The 24,805-nt window shown below is 71.7% G+C and carries 21 protein-coding genes and 2 pseudogenes; 14 read left to right on the top strand and 9 right to left on the bottom strand.

Annotation, left to right across the window (positions count from 1 at the left end):
* Positions 1 to 87: 87 nt before the first annotated feature.
* Positions 88 to 183: pseudogene (locus OG702_RS12640) on the top strand (DNA-binding protein); the annotation flags it as partial.
* 276 nt (positions 184 to 459) lie between these two features.
* Here the strand turns inward: OG702_RS12640 and OG702_RS12645 are convergent.
* The 3 genes from OG702_RS12645 to ychF all read right to left on the bottom strand — a co-directional run bounded on the left by OG702_RS12645 (position 460) and on the right by ychF (position 2,260).
* Positions 460 to 714 (bottom strand): Txe/YoeB family addiction module toxin, encoded by a 255-nt coding sequence (locus OG702_RS12645; RefSeq protein ID WP_327288974.1) that lies wholly within the window; start codon positions 712 to 714, stop codon positions 460 to 462.
* Positions 711 to 992, bottom strand: a complete 282-nt coding sequence (locus tag OG702_RS12650) for a type II toxin-antitoxin system Phd/YefM family antitoxin (RefSeq protein ID WP_327288975.1) — start codon at positions 990 to 992, stop codon at positions 711 to 713. The genes OG702_RS12645 and OG702_RS12650 overlap by 4 nt, the downstream gene beginning before the upstream one ends.
* A 179-nt stretch (positions 993 to 1,171) precedes the next feature.
* On the bottom strand, positions 1,172 to 2,260 hold the full coding sequence (gene ychF, locus OG702_RS12655) for a redox-regulated ATPase YchF (RefSeq protein WP_327288976.1): 1,089 nt from the start codon (positions 2,258 to 2,260) through the stop codon (positions 1,172 to 1,174).
* A gap of 260 nt (positions 2,261 to 2,520) precedes the next feature.
* Here ychF and OG702_RS12660 point away from each other — a divergent pair, with 260 nt between their 5' ends.
* On the top strand, positions 2,521 to 3,039 hold the full coding sequence (locus OG702_RS12660; protein WP_327288977.1) for a DUF6542 domain-containing protein: 519 nt from the start codon (positions 2,521 to 2,523) through the stop codon (positions 3,037 to 3,039).
* On the opposite strand, the gene ppgK is transcribed toward OG702_RS12660, so the two are convergent.
* The 3 genes from ppgK to OG702_RS12675 all read right to left on the bottom strand — a co-directional run bounded on the left by ppgK (position 2,960) and on the right by OG702_RS12675 (position 5,857).
* Positions 2,960 to 3,703, bottom strand: a complete 744-nt coding sequence (gene ppgK, locus OG702_RS12665) for a polyphosphate--glucose phosphotransferase (protein WP_327288978.1) — start codon at positions 3,701 to 3,703, stop codon at positions 2,960 to 2,962. The two genes, OG702_RS12660 and ppgK, sit on opposite strands and share 80 nt — an antisense overlap.
* Positions 3,704 to 3,775: 72 nt before the next feature.
* Complete coding sequence (locus tag OG702_RS12670; protein ID WP_327288979.1) at positions 3,776 to 4,771, bottom strand: 4-hydroxy-3-methylbut-2-enyl diphosphate reductase; 996 nt, start codon at positions 4,769 to 4,771, stop codon at positions 3,776 to 3,778.
* A 54-nt stretch (positions 4,772 to 4,825) separates the two neighbouring features.
* The gene (locus OG702_RS12675) at positions 4,826 to 5,857 is read right to left on the bottom strand and encodes a hypothetical protein (RefSeq protein WP_327288980.1); all 1,032 of its coding nucleotides are present in this window, start codon (positions 5,855 to 5,857) and stop codon (positions 4,826 to 4,828) included.
* A gap of 111 nt (positions 5,858 to 5,968) precedes the next feature.
* On the opposite strand from OG702_RS12675, the gene xseA reads away from it, so the two are divergent.
* On the top strand, positions 5,969 to 7,195 hold the full coding sequence (xseA, locus tag OG702_RS12680; protein WP_327288981.1) for an exodeoxyribonuclease VII large subunit: 1,227 nt from the start codon (positions 5,969 to 5,971) through the stop codon (positions 7,193 to 7,195).
* A gap of 120 nt (positions 7,196 to 7,315) precedes the next feature.
* The gene (locus OG702_RS12685) at positions 7,316 to 7,576 is read left to right on the top strand and encodes an exodeoxyribonuclease VII small subunit (protein WP_327288982.1); all 261 of its coding nucleotides are present in this window, start codon (positions 7,316 to 7,318) and stop codon (positions 7,574 to 7,576) included.
* A 55-nt stretch (positions 7,577 to 7,631) separates the two neighbouring features.
* Here OG702_RS12685 and OG702_RS12690 read toward each other — a convergent pair whose 3' ends face one another.
* The gene (locus OG702_RS12690; protein ID WP_327288983.1) at positions 7,632 to 8,171 is read right to left on the bottom strand and encodes a DUF4245 domain-containing protein; all 540 of its coding nucleotides are present in this window, start codon (positions 8,169 to 8,171) and stop codon (positions 7,632 to 7,634) included.
* Positions 8,172 to 8,387: 216 nt separating this feature from the next.
* Between OG702_RS12690 and glpX the strand changes: the two genes are divergently transcribed.
* Entirely contained in the window at positions 8,388 to 9,419 is a 1,032-nt protein-coding gene (glpX, locus tag OG702_RS12695) for a class II fructose-bisphosphatase (protein WP_327288984.1), read from the top strand.
* A 139-nt stretch (positions 9,420 to 9,558) separates the two neighbouring features.
* On the opposite strand, the gene OG702_RS12700 is transcribed toward glpX, so the two are convergent.
* A complete protein-coding gene (locus OG702_RS12700) occupies positions 9,559 to 9,912 on the bottom strand; it encodes a WhiB family transcriptional regulator (RefSeq protein WP_033171645.1) in 354 nt (117 codons plus the stop codon).
* Positions 9,913 to 10,210: 298 nt separating this feature from the next.
* Positions 10,211 to 10,948 carry a DUF1707 SHOCT-like domain-containing protein gene (locus OG702_RS12705; RefSeq protein WP_327288985.1) on the bottom strand — a complete coding sequence of 246 codons (738 nt, stop codon included), beginning with the start codon at positions 10,946 to 10,948 and terminating at the stop codon, positions 10,211 to 10,213.
* Positions 10,949 to 11,160: 212 nt separating this feature from the next.
* Between OG702_RS12705 and OG702_RS12710 the strand changes: the two genes are divergently transcribed.
* From OG702_RS12710 to OG702_RS12750, 9 genes and pseudogenes are all read left to right on the top strand, one after another.
* Complete coding sequence (locus OG702_RS12710; protein ID WP_327288986.1) at positions 11,161 to 12,816, top strand: fumarate hydratase; 1,656 nt, start codon at positions 11,161 to 11,163, stop codon at positions 12,814 to 12,816.
* A 162-nt stretch (positions 12,817 to 12,978) separates the two neighbouring features.
* On the top strand, positions 12,979 to 13,875 hold the full coding sequence (locus OG702_RS12715) for a YhjD/YihY/BrkB family envelope integrity protein (RefSeq protein WP_327288987.1): 897 nt from the start codon (positions 12,979 to 12,981) through the stop codon (positions 13,873 to 13,875).
* A 264-nt stretch (positions 13,876 to 14,139) separates the two neighbouring features.
* Positions 14,140 to 15,264, top strand: a complete 1,125-nt coding sequence (locus tag OG702_RS12720; RefSeq protein ID WP_327288988.1) for a DUF1996 domain-containing protein — start codon at positions 14,140 to 14,142, stop codon at positions 15,262 to 15,264.
* 95 nt (positions 15,265 to 15,359) lie between these two features.
* Entirely contained in the window at positions 15,360 to 17,120 is a 1,761-nt protein-coding gene (locus tag OG702_RS12725) for a discoidin domain-containing protein (RefSeq protein WP_327288989.1), read from the top strand.
* 91 nt (positions 17,121 to 17,211) lie between these two features.
* Complete coding sequence (locus tag OG702_RS12730; protein ID WP_327288990.1) at positions 17,212 to 18,621, top strand: class II fumarate hydratase; 1,410 nt, start codon at positions 17,212 to 17,214, stop codon at positions 18,619 to 18,621.
* Between the two features lie 23 nt (positions 18,622 to 18,644).
* Positions 18,645 to 19,448: a cytidylyl-2-hydroxypropylphosphonate hydrolase gene (fomD, locus tag OG702_RS12735; protein ID WP_327288991.1), complete on the top strand. Its 804-nt coding sequence runs from the start codon at positions 18,645 to 18,647 to the stop codon at positions 19,446 to 19,448.
* Between the two features lie 690 nt (positions 19,449 to 20,138).
* A complete protein-coding gene (locus tag OG702_RS12740) occupies positions 20,139 to 22,265 on the top strand; it encodes an ATP-binding SpoIIE family protein phosphatase (protein ID WP_327288992.1) in 2,127 nt (708 codons plus the stop codon).
* 117 nt (positions 22,266 to 22,382) lie between these two features.
* Positions 22,383 to 23,840 carry a catalase gene (locus OG702_RS12745; protein WP_327288993.1) on the top strand — a complete coding sequence of 486 codons (1,458 nt, stop codon included), beginning with the start codon at positions 22,383 to 22,385 and terminating at the stop codon, positions 23,838 to 23,840.
* A gap of 115 nt (positions 23,841 to 23,955) precedes the next feature.
* A pseudogene (locus OG702_RS12750) lies at positions 23,956 to 24,415 on the top strand (SPFH domain-containing protein); the annotation flags it as partial.
* Positions 24,416 to 24,805: the final 390 nt, after the last annotated feature.

Below are 24,805 nucleotides of genomic sequence, written 5' to 3' on the forward strand. Positions count from 1 at the left end.
GGAGCCTTCCGCAACACCGTCATCCAGGGTCACCGCAACGGTGGCACGGCGGGGCAGGTACGGGCTCCCTACCTCGCCGACCCGCCCGCCCGGAGCGCATATCGCCCGGTCACCGTCCTCACGTCCGACCCCGAGGATCTGACGCTTCTTTGCGGCCCAACCGTTGGGATCACCAAGGTGTGAAACCGAGGTGACCCCGCCGCGATCCGCATGCCGAAGAACATGTGGGACCTTGGAGCCTGCCGTGGCCGCACCTCCGGCGGCCCCCATCCGCTCACCTACACGTTGAAGCGGAACGCATCCGGGCTGGACCTGACCTGCGGCGGAGCATCGATCATGGCTCTGACCAGGTAGTTCTGTGCTGGCGTGCATTGGCTGCCGACGGGGGTTCACGGGCGTCCTGCGGACTGTCTGCGGACCGGCCGATCGAGGGTGGGGCGGACGTTCGGCGGGGGACGATCAGTAGTGGTAGCGGGCGGCGAGGACGATGACCTCTTCGTCCGTGACGAGGTAGACGAGGCGGTGCTCGTCATCTATCCGCCGCGACCAGGCGCCGGCCAGGTGATACTTCAGCGGCTCGGGCTTGCCGATTCCCGTGAAGGGATCACGCTTGACGTCCTCGATGAGCTTGTTGATCCGGGCGAGCATCTTGCGGTCGTTCTTGAGCCAGGACGTGTAGTCCTCCCAGCCCTGGCCCTCGAACATGAGCCTCACGCGGCACCCTGCCCCGTATCCGCCGCGTCAGGGTCGATCAACTCACGCTCGGAGAGATTGATGCGACCGAGAGCGTTCTCGTAGGCCTTGAGGAGGCGGCGGGCATTCGCAGGCGAACGCAGAAGGTAAGAGCCCTCACGCAGGGCAGCGTAGTCCTCAGCGGAGACGAGCACGGCATTCCCGTGCTTGGAGACGATCTCGATGGCCTCGTGATCGTCGTTGACCTTCTTGATGAGCGGGAACAGATCCTTGCGGGCCTCGCTCGCGGTGATGGACATGGCAGGAAACCCTTCGCCGAGTGGTACCGAATAACGTACCACTCTCGGGGTCGGTCGAGCAGAGGGAACGGTCGGACAGCACCCGCGGAGAAGGCGAATCTGAAATCTTGCGGACCGCTGCGGACTGCAAGGCAGCACAAATCGCTTCCCTGCGGTTCAGGGCGCCCGTAGGTACTCGATCACACGTTGAAGCGGAACTCCACCACGTCGCCGTCCTGCATCACGTAGTCCTTGCCCTCCATGCGGGCCTTGCCCTTGGCGCGGGCTTCGGCGACGGAGCCGGTGGTGACCAGGTCGGTGAAGGAGATGACCTCGGCCTTGATGAAGCCCTTCTGGAAGTCGGTGTGGATGACGCCGGCCGCCTCGGGGGCGGTGGCGCCGCGCTTGATGGTCCAGGCGCGGGATTCCTTGGGGCCGGCGGTGAGGTAGGTCTGGAGGCCGAGGGTCTCGAAGCCGACGCGGGCGAGGGTGGCCAGGCCCGGTTCCTGCTGGCCGACCGACTGGAGCAGTTCCAGGGCCTCGGCGTCGTCCAGTTCGGCCAGGTCGGATTCGAGCTTGGCGTTGAGGAAGATCGCCTCGGCGGGGGCGACCAGGGCGCGCTGCTCGTCCTTGAAGGCCTCGTCGGTCAGCTCGTCCTCGTCGACGTTGAAGACGTAGAGGAAGGGCTTGGTGGTGAGCAGGTGCAGCTCGTGCAGCAGGGCGCCCTGCTCGGTGTCCTTGGTGATGCCGTGCGAGAAGAGGGTGTCGCCGGCGGCCAGGATGGTCTGCGCGGCCTCGGTCGCGGCGAGGACCGCGGCCTTCTCCTTCTGCAGCCGGGCCTCCTTCGTCAGCCGCGGGATGGCCTTCTCGACGGACTGCAGGTCGGCCAGGATCAGCTCGGTGTTGATGGTCTCGATGTCGTCCTTGGGCGAGACCTTGCCGTCCACGTGGACGACGTTCTCGTCCTTGAAGGCCCGGATGACCTGGCAGATCGCGTCGGACTCGCGGATGTTGGCGAGGAACTTGTTGCCCAGGCCCTCGCCCTCGGAGGCGCCGCGGACGATGCCGGCGATGTCGACGAAGTCGACGGTCGCGGGCAGGATCCGGGCCGAGCCGAAGATGCCGGCGAGGGTGCCGAGGCGGGCGTCGGGGACGCCGACCACGCCGACGTTGGGCTCGATCGTGGCGAACGGGTAGTTGGCCGCGAGCACGTCGTTCTTGGTCAGGGCGTTGAAGAGCGTCGACTTGCCGACATTCGGCAGACCGACGATTCCGATGGTGAGCGACACGTGGCGACTTCCCGTAGCTTCCCGTAACGAGGCCGGCGTCCGCAGCCCGGATGCCGGCCGCCAGTCTACGGGGCCGGGGGGCGCCGCCCCGCCCGGCTTCGAACAGCAGCGCCCAGCCGGGCGAATGTCCGGGTCAGCTGCGCTGATTCCCGGGTCGCGGCGCCTACGTTGGGTAGGTGGATCAACACAGCGCGCGACCGGGCGGCCCTGGTGCGGCCCCCACTCCTGCATCCGGCGGAGAGGCCGCCACGGGGGTCTACGTGCCGCCGCGGACGCAGCCGGGGGCGCCGCCGCCGGAGGCACCAGGCAAACCCGCGCACCCGCTGACCGCGGTGGTCCGCCGGCTGCGCGCCGTCCGGCGGCCCCGGCCCCGGCTGACCGGGCTCGGCACCGGGGTGCTGGTGACCGTGGTGACGGTGCTGGCCGGCACCACCGACGCGATGTTCTTCGACGGCCCCGGCGCCTTCTTCGGCGTCGTCTTCGTCGCGGTGTGCGCGACCGCGGCGGTCTACGTGCGCCCGTACGACCTGGTGGCGGCCCCGGTGTCGGCGCCGATCGCCTTCGCGGTGGGGATCGGGCTGACCGCCGACAGCGGGGGCGGCGGGCTTGCCGGGCATCTGCTCGGCCTCTTCACGGGGCTGGCGCTGATGACCGGCTGGCTCTACACCGGGACCGTGCTGGCCGCGCTGATCGTCGGGGTCAGAGCTTTGCGGCTGCCATCGCGGCGCCGACGATCCCGGCGTTGTTCTGCAACTCGGCGGGAACGATCTCCGCGCTGAGACCGTGGCCGTGCAGGTACGGCAGGAACTTCTCCGACTTGCGGCTGACGCCGCCGCCCAGCACGAACAGGTCGGGCGAGAACAGCATCTCGACGTGCGCCAGATACTTGCGCAGCCGGTGCGCCCAGTGCTCCCAGCTCAGGTCCTCGTCCTCGCGGGCCTTGACCGAGGCGCGCTTCTCCGCGTCGTGGCCGTGCAGCTCAAGGTGGCCAAGCTCGGTGTTCGGCAGCAGCCGGCCGTCCACGAAGACGGCGCTGCCGATGCCCGTACCGAGCGTCAGCACGATGACCGTGCCGCCGCGGCCGCGCCCGGCGCCGAAGGTCATCTCGGCGACGCCCGCCGCGTCCGCGTCGTTCAGCAGCACCACAGGCAGCCCGAGCCGGTCGCCGAGCGCCTTGCGGGCGTCGAAGCCGACCCAGCCGGGGTCGACGTTGGCGGCGGTCCTGGTGACGCCGTCCATCACGACCCCGGGGAAGGTCACCCCGAGCGGTCCCTTCCAGCCGAAGTGCGTGACGACGTCGTGGACGCCGTCGAGCACCGCGTCCGGGGTCGCCGGGTGCGGGGTCAGCACTTTGTACCGCTCGTCGGAAAGCTCGCCCTTGTCGAGGTCGACAGGGGCGCCCTTGATGCCCGTACCGCCGATGTCCACACCGAACACGTTCATGACCTCCAGGCTAGAGGCGGGCCGTCGGCCGCACCTCTCGTAGCTCCCCCGGTGGGAGGCGCGCGAAAGAACTCACATCTTGCCCGATTCCCCGGCTGCGACCTCCGCACGCAGATCGCGGCGCAGTTCCTTGGGCAGCGAGAACTGGATGGACTCCTGCGCCGAGGTGACAATCTGGACGTCCGCGAAACCCCGTACCGCCAGCCACTCCAGCACCTGGTCGACCAGGATCTCCGGCACCGACGCGCCGGAGGTGACCCCGACCGTGGCGACGCCTTCGAGCCAGCCGTCCTCGCACTCGTCGGCGAAGTCCACCAGATACGAGGCGCCGGCGCCGGACTGCAGGGCGACCTCGACCAGCCGGATGGCGTTCGAGGAGTTGCGGGAGCCGACCACGAGCACCAGGTCGGCCTCGGCGGCGATCTGCTTGACCGCGACCTGGCGGTTCTGGGTGGCGTAGCAGATGTCGTCGCTGGGCGGCGAGAGCAGGTTGGGGAAGCGCTCCTTGAGCGCGTCGACCGTCTCCATGGTCTCGTCCACCGACAGCGTCGTCTGCGACAGCCAGACGACCTTGGACTCGTCGCGCACGGTCAGGTCGGCGACGTCCTTGGGGCCGTCGACCAGATGGGTGCGCTCGGGCGCCTCACCCATCGTGCCGATGACCTCCTCGTGACCCTCGTGGCCGATCAGCAGGATGTCGTAGTCGTCGTTGGCGAACCGGACGGCTTCCTTGTGGACCTTGGTCACCAGCGGGCAGGTCGCGTCGATCGAGGCCAGTTTCCGCCGGTCGGCCTCCTCGTGGACGACCGGGGCGACGCCGTGCGCGGAGAAGATCACGATCGCGTTCTCCGGCACCTCGGCCGTCTCGTCGACGAAGACGGCGCCCTTCTTCTCCAGGGTCTGCACGACGTATTTGTTGTGCACGATCTGCTTGCGGACGTAGACCGGGGCGCCGTACTGCTCCAGCGCCTTCTCGACGGTGATCACGGCACGGTCCACGCCTGCGCAGTACCCGCGGGGGGCGGCGAGCAGGACACGGCGGCTGGTTTCGGTCGTCATGCGGTCCATCGTACGGGTGAGGTCCGGCGCACACGGGAGCGGCCGGGGGGCGTGTGGAGGCGGTCAGGAACTCGCCCCGATGAGGTACGCGGTGCCACCGAGCTGGACGGGCTTGCCGGCGGCGGGGACCGAGACCACGTTCTGGCTCGCGTAGCGGCTGCGGATGCCGTGCTGGTCGCCGTGCAGGTAGGTCTGGGTGATGCCGTCAGGGACCACCGAGCAGGTCTCCGGGCGGGTGGAGAAGTCGAGCTCCACGAAGTACGAGGTCGAGGCCACCAGCGCGCCGCCGTCCGCGGTCTTCAGGGCGTAGGTGTCGGGGTACTTGAGGTACGCGCTGTCCCACTTGGTGCCGGCGGCCTCGTAGTCGGTCCGCAGGCAGTTCTTGTACCGGCCCCAGTCGTCGTTCCTGGTCGTGTACTTCTTCACCGCGTCGCGTCTGACGGCGGAGTCGGCGAGGGCGGCGCCGGCCTTGGCGCCGCCCGTGACGCGCAGGTCGTTGACGGCCGCGCCGAGGGCGGAGAGCTTGGTGCCGCCGACGGTCGCGTCCGGCGCGACGATCACCGGGGCGCCGTCCGGGCCCTTGGCCAGGGCGGGGAGCGCGCCCTGGTAGCTGTTCGCCACGACCATCTTCCAGTGGCCGCCGGTCTGCTGCTGGAAGACCATCAGGTTGAAGGTCTCGCCGGTGTAGCCGCTGGCCATGAACCACGAACCGGTGGTGGGGATGTAGAAGTGCCGCTGGGTGTAGGTGAACGCCGGGAAGTAGTTCTGGCGCTGCTTGGCCGACAGCTTCGGGTACTGCTTGTAGACCGCCGAGTCCACCTGGAGCAGTGCGCCGGCCTCGATGGTGCCGAGCTCGGCGAGGTCCCGGGTCTTGTTGGCGGCGTTGTTGGTCTTCTCGTAGGTGTCCAGGACGGCGGCGGCCTGCGCGGGCGTGATGATCGGTGCCGCGGCCCCGCTGCCCTTGCCGTCCTTGCCCGGCGCCGAGGACGAGGACGCGTCCGGCTTGTCCTTGCCGCCGTCCCCGCCACCGCAGCCGGCGGTGAGCAGGCCGGTGGCGGCGAGGCCCACGGCGATGGTCACGATGCGCCTGTTCATGGTGTTTCCCCCGGGGCATTTCGTACGGGCGTCGTAGCTTGTACGACTGTAGTGCGGGCGGCCGGCAGCGTTGCCCCCGGGGGTGTCGGGGGTCGCCGGTAGGGTCGGGGAATGGCTCTCAGCACCTCGGCGGACTCGCCGATCCCGGTCGGCGAGGTGTCCCGGCTGATCGGCGGGTGGATCGACCGGCTCGGCGCGGTGTGGGTGGAGGGGCAGATCACCCAGCTGTCCCGGCGCCCGGGGGCGGGCGTGGTCTTCCTGACGCTGCGCGACCCCTCGCACGACATCTCGCTGAGCGTGACGTGCTTCCGCGGGGTCTTCGACCAGGTCGCGGACGTGGTCGGCGAGGGCGCACGGGTGGTGCTGCACGCGAAGCCGGAGTGGTACGGGCCGCGTGGCAGCCTGTCGCTGCGCGCGGTGGAGATCCGGCCGGTGGGCGTGGGCGAGCTGCTGGTGCGGCTGGAACGGCTGAAGAAGCAGCTGACCGGCGAGGGGCTGTTCGCGCTTGACCGCAAGCGCCCGCTGCCCTTCCTGCCGCAGCTGATCGGCCTGGTCACCGGGCGCGCCTCGGCCGCGGAGCGGGACGTACGGGAGAACGCCCGGCTGCGCTGGCCCGCGGTGCGCTTCGAGGTGCGCAACGTGCCCGTGCAGGGGGCGAACGCGGTGCCGCAGGTCATCGAGGCGGTGCGGGAGCTGGACGCGCACCCGGAGGTCGACGTGATCATCGTGGCGCGCGGCGGCGGCAGCGTGGAGGACCTGCTGCCCTTCTCCGACGAGCAGTTGGTGCGCACGGTCGCGGACTGCGTGACGCCGGTCGTCTCGGCGATCGGGCACGAGCCGGACTCCCCGCTGCTGGACCTGGTGGCCGACCTGCGGGCGTCCACCCCGACGGACGCCGCCAAGCGTGTCGTGCCCGATGTGCGCGAGGAGCTGGCCAGGGTGCAGCTGGTCAGCGACCGGGCGCTGCGGGTGATGCGCGGGCTGCTCGACCGGGAGGAGCGCGGCCTGGAGGCGGCGTTGAGCCGGCCCTCGATGGCGGCGCCGCACCGGATGATCGACGAGCGGGCCGCGGAGGTGGCCGACCGCCTCGACCGGGGGCGCCGCTCGCTGCGGCACGCCCTGGACCGGGCGGACGCCGACCTGGCGCACACGCTGGCCCGGGTGGTGGCGCTGTCCCCGGCGGCGACCCTGCGGCGCGGCTACGCGGTGCTGCAGCGGGCGGACGGCGCCGCGGTGCGCGACCCGGCGGAGGTGGCCGCGGGCGAGGAGCTGCGGGCGCGGGTCGCGGCGGGCGACTTCACCGTCCAGGTGACCGGCGGCGGCACCGCGGGAGCCTGAGCGGGGCCCGCGCGGCCTGAGCGGGGCCCGCGCGGCGGGAGCGGACCGGGGGCGGGCTGTGGGGCGGGCGGGCCGCGGCCGGTGGGCCGGGCTGTCGGCGGCCGCCCCTAGGCTTGTTGCATGGCAGCAGACCAGGACACCACCACCGCCGCGCTGGGCTACGAGCAGGCCCGCGACGAGCTGATCGACGTCGTGCGCCGGCTGGAGGCCGGCGGCGCCACGCTGGAGGAGTCGCTCGCGCTCTGGGAGCGGGGCGAGGAGCTGGCCAAGGTGTGCAGGCACTGGCTGGAGGGAGCCCGCAAGCGGCTGAACGCGGCACTGGCGGCGGAGGACGAGGCGGCCGGCGAGCCGGCCGGGGACGGGGACGACGCGGAGGCGTGAAGGCCCGGCCTCGGGCCCCCGACGAGACGGGCCCGCGGGCCCGTGCCCGTGCTCGCTACTGGCCGCTGCGCTCCTGGAGCGCGGCGGCCATCTGCGTGAGCTGGCTGTCCGGGCCGGTGCCGAGCACGATCGTGGTCACACCCTGCTCCTTGCGCACCAGCGCCGTGTACCGCTTGCCGGTCCAGCGCTCCCAGACCTGGCCGCCGACGGTGACCGTACGGCTGCCGTCGCGGTGCGCGTTCAGGGTGACCGCGGCGATGAAGTCGGCGGGGACGTCGTTGCTCTGCTCGACGGCCACGTACTGCTGCTCGGGGTCGACGAAGCCGATGTGCCAGCTGACCTTGTGCGGGTCGGCGGCGTTGTAGTCGACCGAGGTGGCGCGCCACTGCGCGCTCAGCCCCTCGGGCCCGGCGACCTTGAACGGCGCGTCCCGCCTGGCCTGTCCGAGCTCCACCGAGTAGCTGATCGGCTTGACCGGGTCGGCCTTGGAGTCGTGCGGGACGAACAGGTAGATGACGGCGACGACGACGCTGAGCACCACCAGGGACAGGACGAGGTCCCTCACCGTCTTGTTGCCACGCTTGTCTGCTGCCACGCACCTATCGTCCCCCATGCCCCACCGTGCCCCGACCGCCGGGTCCCGGACCGGCGCTGCCCGGCGGGCGGACGAGTCGGCGGGCGGCGAACGGGTGGGGGCGGCACCCGGCGGGAATCCGCTCATGTGACAAGCATGCTGCTCATATTCGCGGGAACCCGATAAGGTCGCAGGACCCTCATATCCGGCCGTCCTCGTACAGAAAGGTGCGCTGCGATGACCGAACAACACCTGCCCCCCGCGCTCGAAGTAAGCCCCGAGGCACCCGACCGCAACCTCGCCCTGGAGCTGGTCCGGGTCACCGAGGCCGCCGCGATGGCCGCCGGGCGGTGGGTCGGCCGCGGCGACAAGAACGGTGCGGACGGCGCCGCCGTCAAGGCGATGCGGACCCTGGTGCACACCGTGTCCATGAACGGTGTCGTGGTGATCGGCGAAGGCGAGAAGGACGAAGCGCCGATGCTCTTCAACGGCGAGCGGATCGGCGACGGCACCGGTGCGGAGTGCGACGTCGCCGTGGACCCGGTCGACGGCACGACGCTGACCGCCAAGGGCATGCCCAACGCCGTGTCGGTGCTGGCGGTCGCCGACCGGGGCACGATGTTCGACCCGTCGGCGGTCTTCTACATGGACAAGCTGGTGGCCGGCCCGGAGGCGGCCGAATACGTCGACATCACCGCGCCGCCGTCGGTCAACGTGCGCCGGGTCGCCAAGGCCAAGGGCACCGCGCCCGAGGACGTCACGGTCGTGGTGCTCGACCGGCCGCGGCACGACGGCATCGTGCGGGAGATCCGGGAGACCGGCGCCCGCATCAAGTTCATCGCGGACGGCGACGTGGCCGGCGCGATCATGGCGGTCCGCGAAGGGACCGGCGTCGATCTGCTGCTCGGCATCGGCGGCACGCCGGAAGGGATCATCGCCGCCTGCGCGGTCACCTGCTTGGGCGGCACGATCCAGGGCAGGCTGTGGCCGAAGGACGACGCCGAGCGGCAGCGGGCGCTGGACGCGGGGCACGACCTGGACAAGGTGCTGGAGACCAAGGACCTGGTCAGCGGCGACAACGTCTTCTTCGTGGCGACCGGCGTCACGGACGGCGAGCTGCTGCGCGGGGTGCGCTACCGGCGGGAGACGGCGACGACCTCGTCACTGGTGATGCGGTCGAAGTCCGGCACCATCCGGCAGATCGACTCCGAGCACCGGCTGTCCAAGCTGCGGGCGTACAGCGCGATCGACTTCGACCGGGCACGCTGACCGCTCCCCCGGCGGGGGCACCCGCCGGGGGCGGACAGCACCTGGCGACGCCACCGCACCTCCCGCCCGGGTCGGCTCACCCCGAGCGCGCGCCGGTCCGGGCGGGAGGTGCGGAGCGGCGGTCAGCCCGCGGCGCCGGTCAGCCCGCGACGGCTATACCGGCCGCGGGGCGCTGCAGTTCGACCTCGCGGCGGCGCCTGCGGGCCAGCACGACCCGGCGCTCGGCCGCGGTCATGCCGCCCCACACGCCGTACGGTTCCGGCTGCAGCAGCGCGTGTTCGCGGCATTCGAGCATCACCGGGCAGCGGGCGCAGACCCGCTTGGCCGCCTCCTCCCTGGCCAGCCGGGCCGCGGTGGGCTCCTTCGACGGCGCGAAGAACAACCCCGCCTCGTCGCTGCGGCATGCCGCCTCCGAGTGCCAGGGACCGCCCAGGTCTCGTGGATGACCAGGTGGGGTGGCGGTGTCCATGACGGGCTCGATCGGTTGAAGCACGGGAAACTCCTGACGACGGCTCGTGGTGTGCCACGCTGGCCCGCGCCGACTGCTCCCCGTGCGCAGCGTGCGGCGGCGGCAGCGCGGCGGCGTGTCCCGTTCCCCTACCCGCTGTGCGCAACTTCATGCGCACCGTGTTCACGTCCGGTCACGCACCGATACCCCCGTTGACCTGCACTTGGCGTGAACACGCACTATCCGTGGCGCACACACGCCACATGCCTCCCACCCCTCCCGGCCTCACCAACCGCCCCAGCGGGCCTGCCGGTTCGGGGCGGCGGTGCGGGAACGCGGCGGATCAGGCGCCGAGGTGCTTCTTCGTCCAGTCCTTGACCTTCTTGCCGCGCTTGGCCTTCGCCTCGACGCCGCCCCAGAAGGCCACGCCGTCGACCCGGACCACCGGGGCGCCGGGGTCGGTGGACTCGTAGGCCTTGACGTCGGAGCCGCCCATGATGCCGATCACGCCGCCGCCGCGCAGCGTCACGTTCTCCGGCAGCCTGATGCTGACCCCGCCCAGCACGGCGGTGCAGTGGATGACCAGTTCGGGCGCGGTGAAGGTGGCCTCGGACAGGTCGATCTCGACGCCGCCCAGGATCGCGACCGCGGTGATCTTGTGCCCGACACGCCAGCGGCCCTTGCGCTCGGCGCCGCCGAGGATGCCGACCAGGTTCGGGTTCTCGCCGCTGCCGTCGCCGGCGTATCCGCGGGCGGCGGGGGCGGGTGCGGTGGACGCCGTGCGCCCCGTCGGCAGGTCGCGTACCAGCGGCTCCAACTCGCCCATCGTCTTGGCCGCGTAGACCTGGTCCAGCCGCTCGGAGTGCTCGGCGGAGTCCAGCCGGCCCTCGGCCAGCGCCTCGCGCAGGATGTCGGCGATCCGGTCCCGGTCGGCGTCGGAGGCGCGCAGGCCGGCCTCGGCGGACGGCGCGGGGACGGCGGGCGAAGCGGCGGGCGCTGCGGCGGTGACGGCCGTCTCCGCCGGGCGGTCAGCGGGCTCTACGGGCTGCTGCGCGGGCTTCTGGAGCTGCGATTCATCCACCGGGCCACCGTACACAGACGCGATAGATCGCGACTACCCCCAGAACACCGGACCTGACCCGCATCCGACCCCTAGGGGTCGGGCCCGGGCGGGCCGCCGGAGGCCCCCCCGGGCCCGGCGGGTGAGCGCTACCTCACAGCCGTGGCGGCGCGCGCACGCTCGTATGCTGGACGGGCTTCAGCGACGACGCAGCCGAGTGAGGAATGCCCCTTATGCCCGAGTTCGAATACACGGATCTGCTCCCTCTCGGCGAGGACACCACCGCGTACCGCCTCGTCACCTCGGAAGGGGTGAGCACCTTCGAGGCCGAGGGGCGCACCTTCCTGACCGTGGCACCCGAGGCACTGCGCCGGCTCGCCGCCGAGGCGATGCACGACATCTCGCACTACCTGCGGCCCACCCACCTCGCGCAGTTGCGGCGGATCCTGGACGACCCGCAGGCCAGCCCGAACGACCGCTTCGTGGCGCTGGACCTGCTCAAGAACGCCAACATCGCCGCGGCCGGCGTGCTGCCGATGTGCCAGGACACCGGTACGGCCATCGTGATGGGCAAGCGCGGCCAGCAGGTGCTGACCTCCGGCGGCGACGAGGAAGCGCTCTCCCGGGGCATCTACGACGCCTACACCAAGCTCAACCTGCGCTACTCGCAGATGGCGCCGCTGACCATGTGGGACGAGAAGAACACCGGTTCCAACCTGCCGGCCCAGATCGAGCTCTACGCCACCGACGGCGGCGCGTACAAGTTCCTCTTCATGGCCAAGGGCGGCGGCAGCGCCAACAAGTCCTTCCTCTACCAGGAGACCAAGGCCGTACTGAACGAGGCCTCGATGATGTCCTTCCTCGAGGCGAAGATCCGTTCGCTCGGTACGGCGGCCTGCCCGCCGTACCACCTGGCCATCGTGGTCGGCGGCACCAGCGCCGAATTCGCCCTGAAGACCGCGAAGTACGCCTCCGCGCACTACCTGGACGAGCTGCCCGCCGAGGGTTCGGCGGCCGGACACGGCTTCCGGGACAAGGAGTTGGAGCAGAAGGTCTTCGAGCTGACCCAGACCATCGGCATCGGGGCGCAGTTCGGCGGCAAGTACTTCTGCCACGACGTGCGGGTGGTCAGGCTGCCCCGGCACGGCGCCTCCTGCCCGGTGGCCATCGCCGTCTCCTGCTCGGCCGACCGGCAGGCGCTGGCGAAGATCACCGCCGAGGGCGTCTTCCTGGAGCGGCTGGAGACCGACCCGGCGCGCTTCCTGCCGGAGACCACCGACGAGCACCTGGACGAGGACGTCGTCCGTATCGACCTCAACCGCCCGATGGACGAGATCCGGGCGGAGCTGACGAAGTACCCGGTCAAGACCCGGCTCTCGCTGTCCGGGCCGCTGGTCGTCGCCCGCGACATCGCGCACGCGAAGATCAAGGAGCGGCTCGACGCGGGCGAGGAGATGCCCGGCTACCTGCGCGACCACGCGGTCTACTACGCGGGCCCGGCCAAGACCCCCGAGGGCTACGCCTCCGGCTCCTTCGGCCCCACCACCGCGGGCCGGATGGACGCCTACGTCGAGCAGTTCCAGGCCGCCGGCGGCTCCCTGGTGATGCTCGCCAAGGGCAACAGGTCCCAGCAGGTCACCGACGCCTGCGCGGCCCACGGCGGCTTCTACCTCGGCTCGATCGGCGGCCCCGCGGCCCGGCTCGCGCAGGACTGCATCAAGAAGGTCGACGTCCTCGAATACGCCGAGCTGGGCATGGAAGCGGTGTGGAGGATCGAGGTCGAGGACTTCCCGGCCTTCGTGGTCGTGGACGACAAGGGCAACGACTTCTTCACCGATCCGGCTCCCGCGCCGACCTTCACCTCGATCCCGCTGCGTCCGGGCGCCTGAAGGTCCGCTCCTGCCGGCCGCCCGGGGTGACGGGGTGTCACCCGGCCGGCGGCATCGCGGCGGCCGGGCAATGTGGGGCGTAACGGCTGCTCGGCATGGCCGAGTTGCGCCGGAGGGAGGTTGGCGGGTATCCACAGCGGTGACGCTGGGGAAGGTGGTGCCATGGCCGGGCTGATGAGCGCCTGGAAGCGGTCGGCGGGCGGGCGGCTGTGGAAGCAGGCCACGCACATCGAACTGATGCACCGTTCGATGGGCTTCGCGGCCCTGGGTTTCGTGACGCTGATGCCGCTGCTCGTGGTCGTCGCCGCGGCCACGCCGTGGGAGCACAGACCCGGGTTCGCGCAGTGGGTCGTGGACGGGATGGGGCTGGACGCCGACGGCTCGCACAGCGTGCGGACGCTCTTCGCGGCGCCCAGGACCGTGCTGAGCGCCACCAGCGCCTGGAGCCTGGCGTCGCTGGCCTACTTCGGGCTGACCTTCGTGGCCAGCGTCGAGACCGGCTACCGCAAGATCTGGGACCTGCCGTCCGGGCCCTGGCACCGGGACTGGCGGCGGGCGGTGTGGCTTGCGGTGCTGACGGCCTATCTGTTCAGCGAGTCGCAGAGCGCCGCTGCCATGGGCAGCGGCCCGGTGCGCGGCATCGCCAGGATCACCATCACCTTCGGGCTCGGCGTGGCCTTCTTCGCCTGGGGCCAGCGCTTCCTGCTCGGCGGCAAGGTCTCGGTGCGCACCGCGCTGCCCGGGGCGGTCTTCACCATGCTGGGACTGGCCGGGCTGCGGGTCTTCTCGCACTTCTTCTTCGCCCAGATGATGATCAGCAACGGTGACGCGTACGGGCCGGTCGGCACCGTGCTGACGGTGGTGACCTGGCTGGTCGGGGTGGGCTTCGTGGTCTTCGGCGGGGCGCTGCTCGGCCGGCACCTCAGGGATGTGCGCATCCTGCGGCGCGGCGCCGAGATCCCGCGGCCGCGCCGCCAGGAGGGCTGGTACGAGGAGCCCGAGGAGGCGACCCCCGGGGTGCGCTGGCGCTCCGACGGCGCGGGCGGGGCGATCGACTGACGGCACCGCCGTCACTTCCTTCACAAAATCTCCCGTCCGCACCTGACGTCGCAGGCCAGCCGGTCGCGCGGCGGCGGTGTGCGCGGTTTGTCGCTGCCGCGACTGTTCATCAAGTGTTGACATGTGCGCAGCATGAGCGGAACATTCCGTGCTTGGGAGAGCGCTCTCCCACACGCTCTCCCCCACTGACGGAGCCGACCCGGCGCCTCCCGTCGCGACGCGCCGTCAGACCCCCCATGTGGCAACACCGAGCAGGAGGTCTCCATGGCACGGAGGACCAGAAGGATCCCGGGGCTGCTGATCGCCCTGTCACTCGCCGCGACCGGACTGGGCATCGGCGGTGTCGCGCTCACCGCGAACGCGTCCGCGAGCACCCCGGCCGCCGCGGCGGCGCAGCCGGGTACGTCAGGGCAGCAGGCCGCCAAGGCGATGGCGGAAATGCCGGGCATGGCGGTGCCGAACCAGGCCTCGGGCGACGACCCGGACGGCGACGGCTACATCATGGCCAACCCGCCGGTGACCGGCGTGACCCCGTCGACGTACGACCCGCCGCACGCGTACTTCCACGAGTTCCAGGCCAAGTGTTCCCCCGACCACACCGCGCCGGACGACCCGATCGTCTACCCGGGACAGCCCGGCGCGTCCCACGACCACACGTTCATGGGCAACAAGAGCACGAACGGCAACTCCACGACCGCCTCGCTGGAGGCGGCCGCCGGCACGGCGTGCCTGGCACCGGGCGACAAGTCGGCCTACTGGATGCCCTCGCTGTTCAAGGGCACCCAGAAGATCCTGCCGGTCGGCCCGCAGACGATCTACTACAAGTCCTCGGTCAACGACTACACCTCGGTGCGCCCCTTCCCCAAGGGACTGCGGTTCGTGGTGGGCAGCCCGATGCAGAGCCAGGATGACTTCAAGAACCTCAAGGGCACGGTCGAGGGCTGGGAGTGCGGTCAGAGCTACCACAACTGGAACTTCCCGGCGAGCTGCCCGAACACCCCTGACACGCAGCTGAACATCCGGCTGCAGGCGCCCAGTTGCTGGGACGGCATCCACCTGGACACGCCGGACCACAAGAGCCACATGGCCTATCCGGTCGCCACGGGCGCGAACCAGAACGTGTGCCCGGCCGACCACCCGGTCGCGCTGCCGATGATCGAGTTCAAGATGGCCTGGCCGGTCAACGGCGACATGTCGCAGATACGGCTGGCCAGCGGCGCGGGCTACTCCTTCCACTACGACTTCTTCGCCGACTGGGACACCGCCACCCAGTCCGCGATGGTCACCCACTGCATCAACGGCGGGCTGCAGTGCGACCCGCACGGCTACGACCAGTCCCAGCCCGGCAAGGGGGCGGTCCTGGACAGCAACTACCAGCTCATCCACTGACCCGTCCGGCGCGCTCTCCCGGGCGGGTTCTTTCCGGCCCCCCGGGAGAGCGCTCTCCAAGGTCAACCCCTCACCCCCACCAAGGAGGACGACCCATGCACCGACCCTTCCGCGCCGGGCGGGCCCGCCGAGCGGTCGCACCGCTCGCAGCGACCGCGCTGGCCGTCACGGGCCTGGCGGTGCTGCAGGCACCGAACGCGCACGCGGCGGGCAGCGTGGTCAAGGTGACCGGCTCGCAGGGCAGCTGGCAGCTCACCGTGAACGGCGCCCCGTACCAGGTCAAGGGCCTGACCTGGGGCCCGCCGCCCGGTGACGCGGCCAGGGACCTGCCGGACGTGGCGAGGATGGGCGTCAACACCGTCCGCACCTGGGGTACGGACGCCTCCAGCGCGCCGCTGTTCGACGCGGCGGCGGCCAACGGCATCAAGGTGATCGCCGGCTTCTGGCTGCAGCCGGGCGGCGGTCCGGGCTCCGGCGGCTGCGTCAACTACCTCACCGACACCGGCTACAAGAGCGACATGATGGCCGAGTTCCCCAAGTGGGTGAGCACCTACAAGGACAACCCCGGCGTCCTGATGTGGGACGTCGGCAACGAGTCGGTGCTCGGCCTGCAGAACTGCTACAGCGGCGACCAGCTGGAGCAGCAGCGCGACGCCTACACCAGCTTCGTCAACGACCTGTCGAAGGCCATCCACGCCGTCGACCCAAACCACCCGGTGACCTCCACCGACGCCTGGACCGGTGCCTGGCCGTACTACAAGAGGAACACCCCGGACCTGGACCTGCTGGCGGTCAACTCCTACAAGGACGTCTGCAATGTGCGGTCCGCCTGGGAGGCCGGCGGCTACGACAAGCCGTACATCGTGACCGAGGGCGGCCCGGCCGGTTCCTGGGAGGTGCCCGACGACGCCAACGGGGTGGCCGACGAGCCCACCGACCAGCAGAAGGCCGACGGCTACACCACCGCGTGGAACTGCGTCACCGCCCACCAGGGCGTCGCGCTCGGCGCCACCCTCTTCCACTACGGCAACGAGGACGACTTCGGCGGCGTCTGGTTCAACCTGGTCCCCGACGGCCTGAAGCGGCCCTCGTACTACGCGGTGAAGCGGGCCTTCGGCGGTGACACCTCGGGCGACAACCTGCCGCCGCGGGTGACCGGCATGAGCGTGGACGGCGCGACCACCGGCGTGCCGGCCGGCGGCACCGTGACGATCGGCACCAGGACCAGCGACCCGGAGAACGACCCGGTCAGCTACCAGGTGCTCTTCAGCAGCCTCTACATCGACAACAACGGCGCCCTGGTCCCGGCCGCGACCACCGACCACGGCGGCGGCTCGCTCACTGCCACCGCGCCCGACAAGGTCGGCGTCTACATCGCCTACGTCAAGGCCACCGACACCCACGGCAACGTCGGCTACGGCTCGAAGTCGGTGCGCGTCGTGCCGCCGAAGGCGGACGGCACCGACGTGGCGCTGAACAGGCCCGCCACCGCCTCGTCCTTCCAGACCGACCCGACCGGCGGCTGCCCGTGCACCGCCGCCGACGCGGTCGACGGCAGTCTCACCACCCGCTGGTCCAGCGACTGGAGCGACCCGCAGTGGATCCAGGTGGACCTGGGCCGGCCGACCGCCTTCCGACACGTCCAGCTCGCCTGGGAGGCGGCATACGCGAAGGCGTACGCCGTCCAGACCTCCGACGACGGGCAGAACTGGACGACGGTGCGGTCGGTGACCGACGGGAACGGCGACATCGACGACCTCGACGTGAGCGGCACCGGCCGCTACGTGCGGATGCAGGCCACCCAGCGCGGCACCGGCTACGGCTACTCGCTGTACGAGTTCGGCGTCTACAGCTGACGGCCGCCTGACGCCCGGCCGCGGCGCGCTTTCGACGGCCTTCCCGCAGTGCCCGGGAACACATCGGGTGTTCCCGGGCACTGTAAGAGGTATGAGTGACAGCGACGCGACCACGGACGGCGGCTACCGCACCGAGCACGACTCGATGGGCGAGGTTCGGGTGCCCGCCGGGGCGAAGTGGCGGGCTCAGACGCAGCGGGCGGTGGAGAACTTCCCGATCTCGGGCCGCCGCTTGGAGCGGGCGCACATCGAGGCGCTGGCCCGGATCAAGGCGGCGGCCGCGAAGACCAACGCCGAGCTCGGCGTGCTCGACGAGGAGACGGCCGGGGCCATCGCGTCGGCGGCCGAGGAGGTGGCGGCCGGGCGCTGGGACGAGCACTTCCCGGTGGACGTCTTCCAGACCGGCTCGGGCACCTCGTCGAACATGAATGCGAACGAGGTCATCGCGACCCTGGCCACCGAGCGGCTCGGCCGCCCGGTCCACCCCAACGACCACGTCAACGCCAGCCAGTCGTCCAACGACGTCTTCCCCTCCTCGCTGCACATCGCGGCGACCGCGGCGGTCACCGGCGACCTGATCCCGGCGCTGGGGACGCTGGCGGAGGCGCTGGAGCGCAAGGCGGCGGAGTTCGCCACCGTGGTCAAGGCGGGCCGCACGCATCTGATGGACGCCACGCCGGTGACGCTGGGCCAGGAGTTCGGCGGTTACGCCGCCCAGGTGCGCTACGGCGTCGAGCGGCTGCAGGCGTCGCTCCCCCGGCTGGCCGAGCTGCCGCTGGGCGGGACGGCGGTGGGCACCGGGATCAACACCCCGCCGGGTTTCGCGGCCGCGGTGATCGCCGAGGTGGCGCGGACGACCGGGCTGCCGCTGACCGAGGCGCGCGACCACTTCGAGGCGCAGGGCGCGCGGGACGGCGTGGTGGAGACCTCGGGGCAACTGCGGACCATCGCGGTCGGGCTGACGAAGATCGCCAACGATCTGCGCTGGATGTCGTCGGGCCCGCGCACCGGGCTGGCCGAGATCGTGCTGCCGGACCTGCAGCCGGGATCGTCGATCATGCCGGGCAAGGTCAACCCGGTGGTGCCCGAGGCGGTGCTGATGGTGGCGGCGCAGGTGATCGGCAACGACACGACGGTCACCGTGGCGGGCGCGGCGGGGAATTTCGAGCTGAACGTGATGCTGCCGGTGATCGCCCGCAACGTGCTGGAGTCGGTGCGGCTGCTCGCCAATGTCAGCAGGCTGCTCGCGGAGCGCACGGTCGACGGGATCACCGCGAACGTGGAGCGGGCGCGCGAGTACGCCGAGTCGTCGCCGTCCGTCGTCACCCCGCTGAACAGGTACATCGGTTACGAGGAGGCGGCGAAGGTGGCGAAGCGGGCGCTGGCGGAGCACAAGACGATCCGCCAGGCGGTGATCGAGGGCGGCTACGTCGAGCGCGGGCTGCTGTCCGAAAAAGAGCTGGACGACGCACTGGACGTGTTGCGTATGACCCGTCCGTAACACGTGATCCGTAAGCTCTGTTCATGACAGCCCATACCGAGACGGGGACCGCGGCCCCGGCAGGAGAACCGCAGGGGCGCTTCTGGACGCCCGGCGAGCAGGTGCTGTGGCGCTACCGGGGCAACGGTACGGAGGCGGTGCACATCGCCCGTCCGGTGACTGTGGTGCGCGACGACGCGGACGTGCTCGCGGTGTGGATGGCGCCGAACACGCCGGTGGTGCGCCCGGTGCTCGCCGACGGCACGCCGGTGCACCGGGAACCGCTGGCGACCCGTTACGTCAAACCGCGGACCACCCGGGTGGAGAAGTGGTGGGGCGCGGGAGTGCTCAAGCTCGCCCGTCCGGGTGAGCCGTGGTCGGTCTGGCTGTTCTGGGAGCCGGACTGGCGATTCCGCAGTTGGTACGTGAATCTGGAGGAGCCGCTGTGCCGGTGGTCCGGCGGGGTGGACTCCGAGGACCACTTCCTGGACATCGCGGTGCACCAGGACCGCAGCTGGCGCTGGCTGGACGAGGACGAGTTCGCCCAGGCGCAGGCGGACGGCCTGATGACGGCGGCGCTGGCCGCGCGGGTGCGGAAGGCGGGCCGGCGGGCGGTCGGGGTGATCAGGGCCTGGGGTCCGCCCTTCAGCGACGGCTGGCAGGACTGGCGGCCCGACCCGCGGTGGCCGGTGCCGGCGCTGCCCGCGGACTGGGACCGCCCGGCGGACGTCCCCGGCGCCGCGGCGGGCGGCCGCGGCGGGGACCGGGCAGGTGAGCGGACCGGTGGCCTGGCGGGCGACCGGTCCGGCGAGCGCTTCGCGGTCCGTCCCGCGAGACGATCCGCCTGAACCCCTTGTTGCGCCCCGGAGCGTCAACCGTAGGATCGGTCTCCGGAGCATCGCACAAACGCCGGTTCACGGCCTAGAGTTTGACGCCGCGTCACCGGCGCGCCCGGTGGACGCCCGGCGCACGATGTCGCGCCGGCGCACGAACCCGCACGGCCGCACCACCGTCCGTACCAGCCCATCACGACCGAAGAGCAGTCAGGGAGGCCCTGAGCAGTGGGAACCGGCGGCGGGGAGCGCGATGGGACGACGCGGGGCACGCACGGCGCCGCGGCCTGCGGCCGGCCGTTCGGCCATGCCGGGCACGCCGGGGCGCGGCACGCGGCCGGCCGGGACTGCCGGGGGACGGGGCGAACGGGGACGACGCACCGATTCCGTTCCACGGTCACACGATCCGGGTATCGGGTTGTCAACGGGACGAACCGCTGCAGGTCGTCACGGATGCGGGCCCCGGGATGATCGAGGAGGATGCGTACGCGTGCCCGCCCGCCGGCGCCGGCGCGCCGCCCGGGCCGCCGGTCCTCCCGCGCTGCCGGCGCGGGTGAACCGCGGCACGCGTCCGGGACGTCCATATCGGCACACCCCCGACCCCAGGCACGAACGCAGGTAGGAACGCACACAGCACGCAGACACCGAACAGGCCCGAGCCCGCCGCGGCCAGCGCGTGGCGCACACACGGATGGAAAGACTCGCGTGACCACGGACCCGCCCCGCCCACCCAGGCACCCCGCCGCGCCTGCGCCGGAACCGCGTGGCGGCTACAGCCTGCCGGACAAGCCGGCGGACGACGCGCCGGAGGCGCCGGCCGCCCCGCTCGGCGCCCCCGCCCGCCCCGCCGCGCTGCCGGAACCGGCGGAGCCGCCGCACCGGCCAGGCCCGCCGGAGCCCGCGCGGCGCCGCGGCCACCACCGTCCCGACCCGGACGAGCGCCGCACCGCGCAGGACCAGGGCGTGACGCTGCCGCGTCACGACCAGCGCCCAGGTGAGGAGATCCCCACGACGTTCGTCAGCGCGCCACCCCGCGGCACCCCGGTCAAGTCGATCGGCCACCCGGCGGACGAGGAGTCGGTGGGGATGCGCATCCCGATGCCGGCCCAGACCGGCCCGGAGGCCGACCGGCTGCGCTACGTCGGCGCCGCCACCCGGCGGATCGCCCGCGGGGTCGACCTCGACGAGATCCTGCTCGGGCTGTGCCGTTCCGCGGTGCCGGCCTTCGCCGACGCGATCCTGGTCTACCTGCGCGAGCCGCTGCCGGTCGGCGACGAGCGCCCCTCGGGACCGCTGCGGCTGCGGCTGCGCCGCTCCGACGGCGGACTTGAGGGCCCCTCGGAGACGGACGACGACGCGCCGGTCGGCGCCACGCCGCTGCTGCCCGCGCTGCTGCCGACGCTGGAGCCGTCGTACGGAGGCACCGGCGACTCGATCGGCGTGCTGCTCGACGGACCGCTGGCCGAGGTGCTGCGCGGGGTGCGCCCGGTCTTCGCCGACTCGGTGCGGGCCGCCGACGCGCTGGCGGAACTGCTGGGGCGTCCCGACGACCAGATCGGGCTGCCCACCGGGCGGCGGGCGCTGCTGGCCCCGCTGCGCGGCCGCCGCCGGGTGATCGGCGCCGCGGTGCTGCTGCGCCGGGCGGGCCGGCCGCCCTTCGAGTCCGACGACCTGCTGGTCGCGGCCCAGCTGGCCACGCACACCGCGCTGGGCGTGGACAAGGCGGTGCTGTACGGGCGCGAGGCGTACATCGCGGACGCGCTCCAACGCGAGATGCTGCCCGACTCGCTCCCGCAGCCGACCGGTGTCCAGCTGGCCAGCCGTTACCTGCCGGCCGCGGAGTCCGCGCGGGTCGGCGGCGACTGGTACGACGCGATCCCGCTGCCCGGCAGCCGGGTGGCGCTGGTGGTCGGTGATGTGATGGGCCACTCGATGACGTCGGCGGCGATCATGGGCCAGCTGCGTACGACCGTGCAGACGCTCGCGGGCCTGGACCTGGCGCCGCAGGAGGTGCTCTACCACCTGGACGAGCAGGCACAGCGGCTGGGCCAGGACCGGATGGCGACGTGCGTCTACGCCGTCTACGACCCGATCGCGCACCGGCTGGTGGTGGCCAACGCCGGGCACCCGCCGCCGGTGCTGCTGCACGCCGACGGGCGCGCGGAGGTGCTGCGGGTGCCGCCGGGCGCCCCGATCGGCGTCGGCGGGGTGCCCTTCGAGGCCGTCGAACTGCCCGCGCCCGCCGGGGCCACGCTGCTGCTGTACACCGACGGCCTGGTCGAGTCCCGCAGCCGGGACGTGTGGGGCGGCATCGAGCTGCTGCGGGAGCGGCTGCACGACGCCGCGTCGGTCGTCTCGCCGCCGCCGCTCGAGCCGCTGTGCGACGAGGTGCTTGAGATCCTCGGGCCCGGCGACCGGGACGACGACATCGCGCTGCTGGCCGCCCGTTTCGACGGGATCGCGCCGAGCGATGTCGCCTACTGGTTCCTTGAGCCGCAGGACCAGACCCCGGGCCGGGCGCGCCGGCTGGTCCGCCAGGCGCTGCGCCGCTGGGACCTGGAGGACCAACTGGACGCGGCGGAACTGCTGGTCAGCGAGATCGTCACCAACGCGGTGCGCTATGCCGAGCGGCCGATCACCCTGCGCCTGCTGCGCACCGACGTGCTGCGCTGCGAAGTCGGTGACGACGCCCCGCTGCTCCCCCGGATGCGCCATGCGGCGCCCGAGGAGGAGGGCGGCCGCGGCCTCTATCTCGTCAATCGGATGGCGCAGCGCTGGGGGGCGACCCGCCTGGGCGCGGGCAAGGTGGTCTGGTTCGAACTGCCGTTGTGATCCGGCCGATGTCGGCCGCCACGGCCGCACCACCGCCGCAGTCGGCCTTACCGGCCGACATGCCGGGCAGGCGGACTGGTGCGACCGTGGGGGCATATCGGACGGAAGGCTTACCGCATGACCACCCAGAACGTACCGCCGACGACGAACAACGCGGGTATTCCGGTGGAGAGCGACGAGCACTCGCTCACGCTCGGCGCCGACGGGCCCATCCTGCTGCAGGACCACTACCTGATCGAGAAGATGGCCCAGTTCAACCGCGAGCGGGTGCCCGAGCGGGTGGTGCACGCGAAGGGCAGCGGAGCCTACGGGCACTTCCGGGTCACCAACGACGTCAGCCAGTTCACCAGGGCCGACCTCTTCCAGGCGGGCCGGGAGACGCGGATGCTGGCCAGATTCTCCACCGTGGCCGGTGAGCAGGGCAGTCCGGACAGCTGGCGGGACCCGCGCGGCTTCGCGCTGAAGTTCTACACCCAGCACGGCAACTACGACCTGGTGGGCAACAACACCCCGGTGTTCTTCGTCCGGGACACCATCAAATTCCAGGACTTCATCCGCAGCCAGAAGCGCCGCCCGGACAACGGGCTGCGCGACAACGACATGCAGTGGGACTTCTGGACGCTGTCGCCGGAGTCGGCGCACCAGGTGACCTGGCTGATGGGCGACCGCGGCATCCCCAGGACGTACCGTCACATGAACGGCTACGGCTCGCACACGTACATGTGGATCAACGCGGGCGGCACGAAGTTCTGGGTGAAGTACCACTTCAAGACCGACCAGGGCATCGACTTCCTCACCCAGGCCGACGCGGACACGCTGGCCGGCGAGAACGCCGACGCGCATCGGCAGGACCTGTGGGAGGCGATCCGGCGCGGCGACCACCCGTCGTGGACGCTGTACGTGCAGGTGATGCCGTTCGAGGACGCGGCGGACTACCGCTTCAACCCGTTCGACCTGACGAAGGTGTGGCCGCACGGTGACTACCCGCTGATCGAGGTCGGCCGGATGACGCTGGACGAGAACCCGGAGGACTTCTTCGTCCACATCGAGCAGGCCGCGTTCGAGCCGTCGAGCATGGTGCCGGGCATCGGCCCCTCGCCGGACAAGATGCTGCTCGGCCGGCTGTTCTCCTACCCCGACACGCACCGCTACCGGATCGGCCCGAACTACGCCCAGCTGCCGCCGAACCGGCCGCACGTGCCGGTGCACTCCTACGCCAAGGACGGCCCGATGCGCTTCGAGCCGAACCGGGTGGGCGCTCCGTACGCGCCCAACTCCTACGGCGGCCCGGCCGCGTCCCCCGAGGCGTACGGCGACATCGCCGGGTGGCAGGCCGCGGGCGAGATGGTGCGCGAGGCCTACACCCCGCACCGCGAGGACGACGACTTCGGGCAGCCGGGGACGATGGTCCGCGAGGTGCTGGACGACGCGGCCCGCGAGCGGCTGGTCGGCAACGTGGCCGGGCATCTGAGCGACGGGGTCAGCGCCCCGGTGCTGGAGCGGGCCTTCGCGTACTGGCGCAGCGTCGACCAGGGCATCGGCGACCGGATCGCCGCGGCCACCAAGCCCGCCTGACCCCTCCCCCGCAGGACCGCAGCCCCGAGGCACGTGCTGACAGCCCCGTGCCCCGGGGCTGCATCGTGCCCCTCCGGGGGAATTGTGATAAGTACGCGCCAAGGACCACCCCGGCGCGCTGGTGGCCGTCCTGATCGCGCTGGGCGTGGTCGTCGTCCTCGGCGCTGGTCACGCTCTTCGGCCTCACCCAGGTCGCCCCCCGCCAGGCACGGGTGTGCCGGCTCTTCGGGCGCTATCAGGGCACCATCAGGCAGGACGGCCTGCGCTGGGTGAACCCGTTCACCAGCCGCCGCAGGATCTCCACCCGGCTGCACAACCACGAGACCGCGGTGCTCAAGGTCAACGACACCGCCGTGCGGCACATCGCGACCAACTACCCCTACGACGCCCACGACGTCGACTCGCTCTCGCTGCGCGGCAACTCCGCCGACATCACCGAACGGCTGTCCACCGGGATCGCCGCCCGGGTCGAGTCGGCCGGTGTCAAGGCCAGCATGGTGAGCAACCTGCTGGTGGTGCTCTGCGGCGACCGTGCCGCCCAGCCGGTCCTCAATACCGGGACCCTCTACCAGTGACGGAGCGCCCGACGTGACGGAGCCCGGCGAGCCGGCCGACACCGCCGCCCCGGCCGCGCGCACCCCGCGGCCCGGCAAGCAGGTGCTGCTGCGGCTCGACCCGGCCGTCCGCGACGCCCTCGCGGCGTGGGCGGCCGGCGAACTGCGCAGCACCAACGCGCAGATCGAGTTCCTGCTGCGGCGGGCACTGGCCGACGCGGGCCGGCTGCCGCCGGCGGCCGGCCCGATCCCGCGCCGCGGCCGCCCGCAGAAAGCCGGTCCGCCGCCGTCGGAGCCGCCAGGGCCCGTCAGAGCCGCAACAGCCAGCCGAGCCCCCGGAGACAACCTCCTGACCTGCGAGAACGTCGGTCCCGCCAGTTATTCACCTGGGTATACACATGATGTATACCC

Source organism: Streptomyces sp. NBC_01198, from assembly GCF_036010485.1.
In the GTDB taxonomy this organism is placed as follows: Bacteria; Actinomycetota; Actinomycetes; order Streptomycetales; family Streptomycetaceae; genus Actinacidiphila.

Bases quoted from the DNA above. Each gene is read 5' to 3' on its own strand.
- glpX (WP_327288984.1), top strand. From the start codon at position 8,388: ATGACCGAACAACACCTGCCCCCCGCGCTCGAAGTAAGCCCCGAGGCA.
- ppgK (WP_327288978.1), bottom strand. From the start codon at position 3,703: ATGAACGTGTTCGGTGTGGACATCGGCGGTACGGGCATCAAGGGCGCC.
- OG702_RS12715 (WP_327288987.1), top strand. From the start codon at position 12,979: ATGGCCGGGCTGATGAGCGCCTGGAAGCGGTCGGCGGGCGGGCGGCTG.
- OG702_RS12675 (WP_327288980.1), bottom strand. From the start codon at position 5,857: ATGAACAGGCGCATCGTGACCATCGCCGTGGGCCTCGCCGCCACCGGC.
- OG702_RS12710 (WP_327288986.1), top strand. From the start codon at position 11,161: ATGCCCGAGTTCGAATACACGGATCTGCTCCCTCTCGGCGAGGACACC.
- OG702_RS12650 (WP_327288975.1), bottom strand. From the start codon at position 992: ATGTCCATCACCGCGAGCGAGGCCCGCAAGGATCTGTTCCCGCTCATC.
- OG702_RS12725 (WP_327288989.1), top strand. From the start codon at position 15,360: ATGCACCGACCCTTCCGCGCCGGGCGGGCCCGCCGAGCGGTCGCACCG.
- OG702_RS12685 (WP_327288982.1), top strand. From the start codon at position 7,316: ATGGCAGCAGACCAGGACACCACCACCGCCGCGCTGGGCTACGAGCAG.
- fomD (WP_327288991.1), top strand. From the start codon at position 18,645: ATGACAGCCCATACCGAGACGGGGACCGCGGCCCCGGCAGGAGAACCG.
- OG702_RS12720 (WP_327288988.1), top strand. From the start codon at position 14,140: ATGGCACGGAGGACCAGAAGGATCCCGGGGCTGCTGATCGCCCTGTCA.
- OG702_RS12745 (WP_327288993.1), top strand. From the start codon at position 22,383: ATGACCACCCAGAACGTACCGCCGACGACGAACAACGCGGGTATTCCG.
- OG702_RS12670 (WP_327288979.1), bottom strand. From the start codon at position 4,771: ATGGACCGCATGACGACCGAAACCAGCCGCCGTGTCCTGCTCGCCGCC.
- OG702_RS12730 (WP_327288990.1), top strand. From the start codon at position 17,212: ATGAGTGACAGCGACGCGACCACGGACGGCGGCTACCGCACCGAGCAC.
- xseA (WP_327288981.1), top strand. From the start codon at position 5,969: ATGGCTCTCAGCACCTCGGCGGACTCGCCGATCCCGGTCGGCGAGGTG.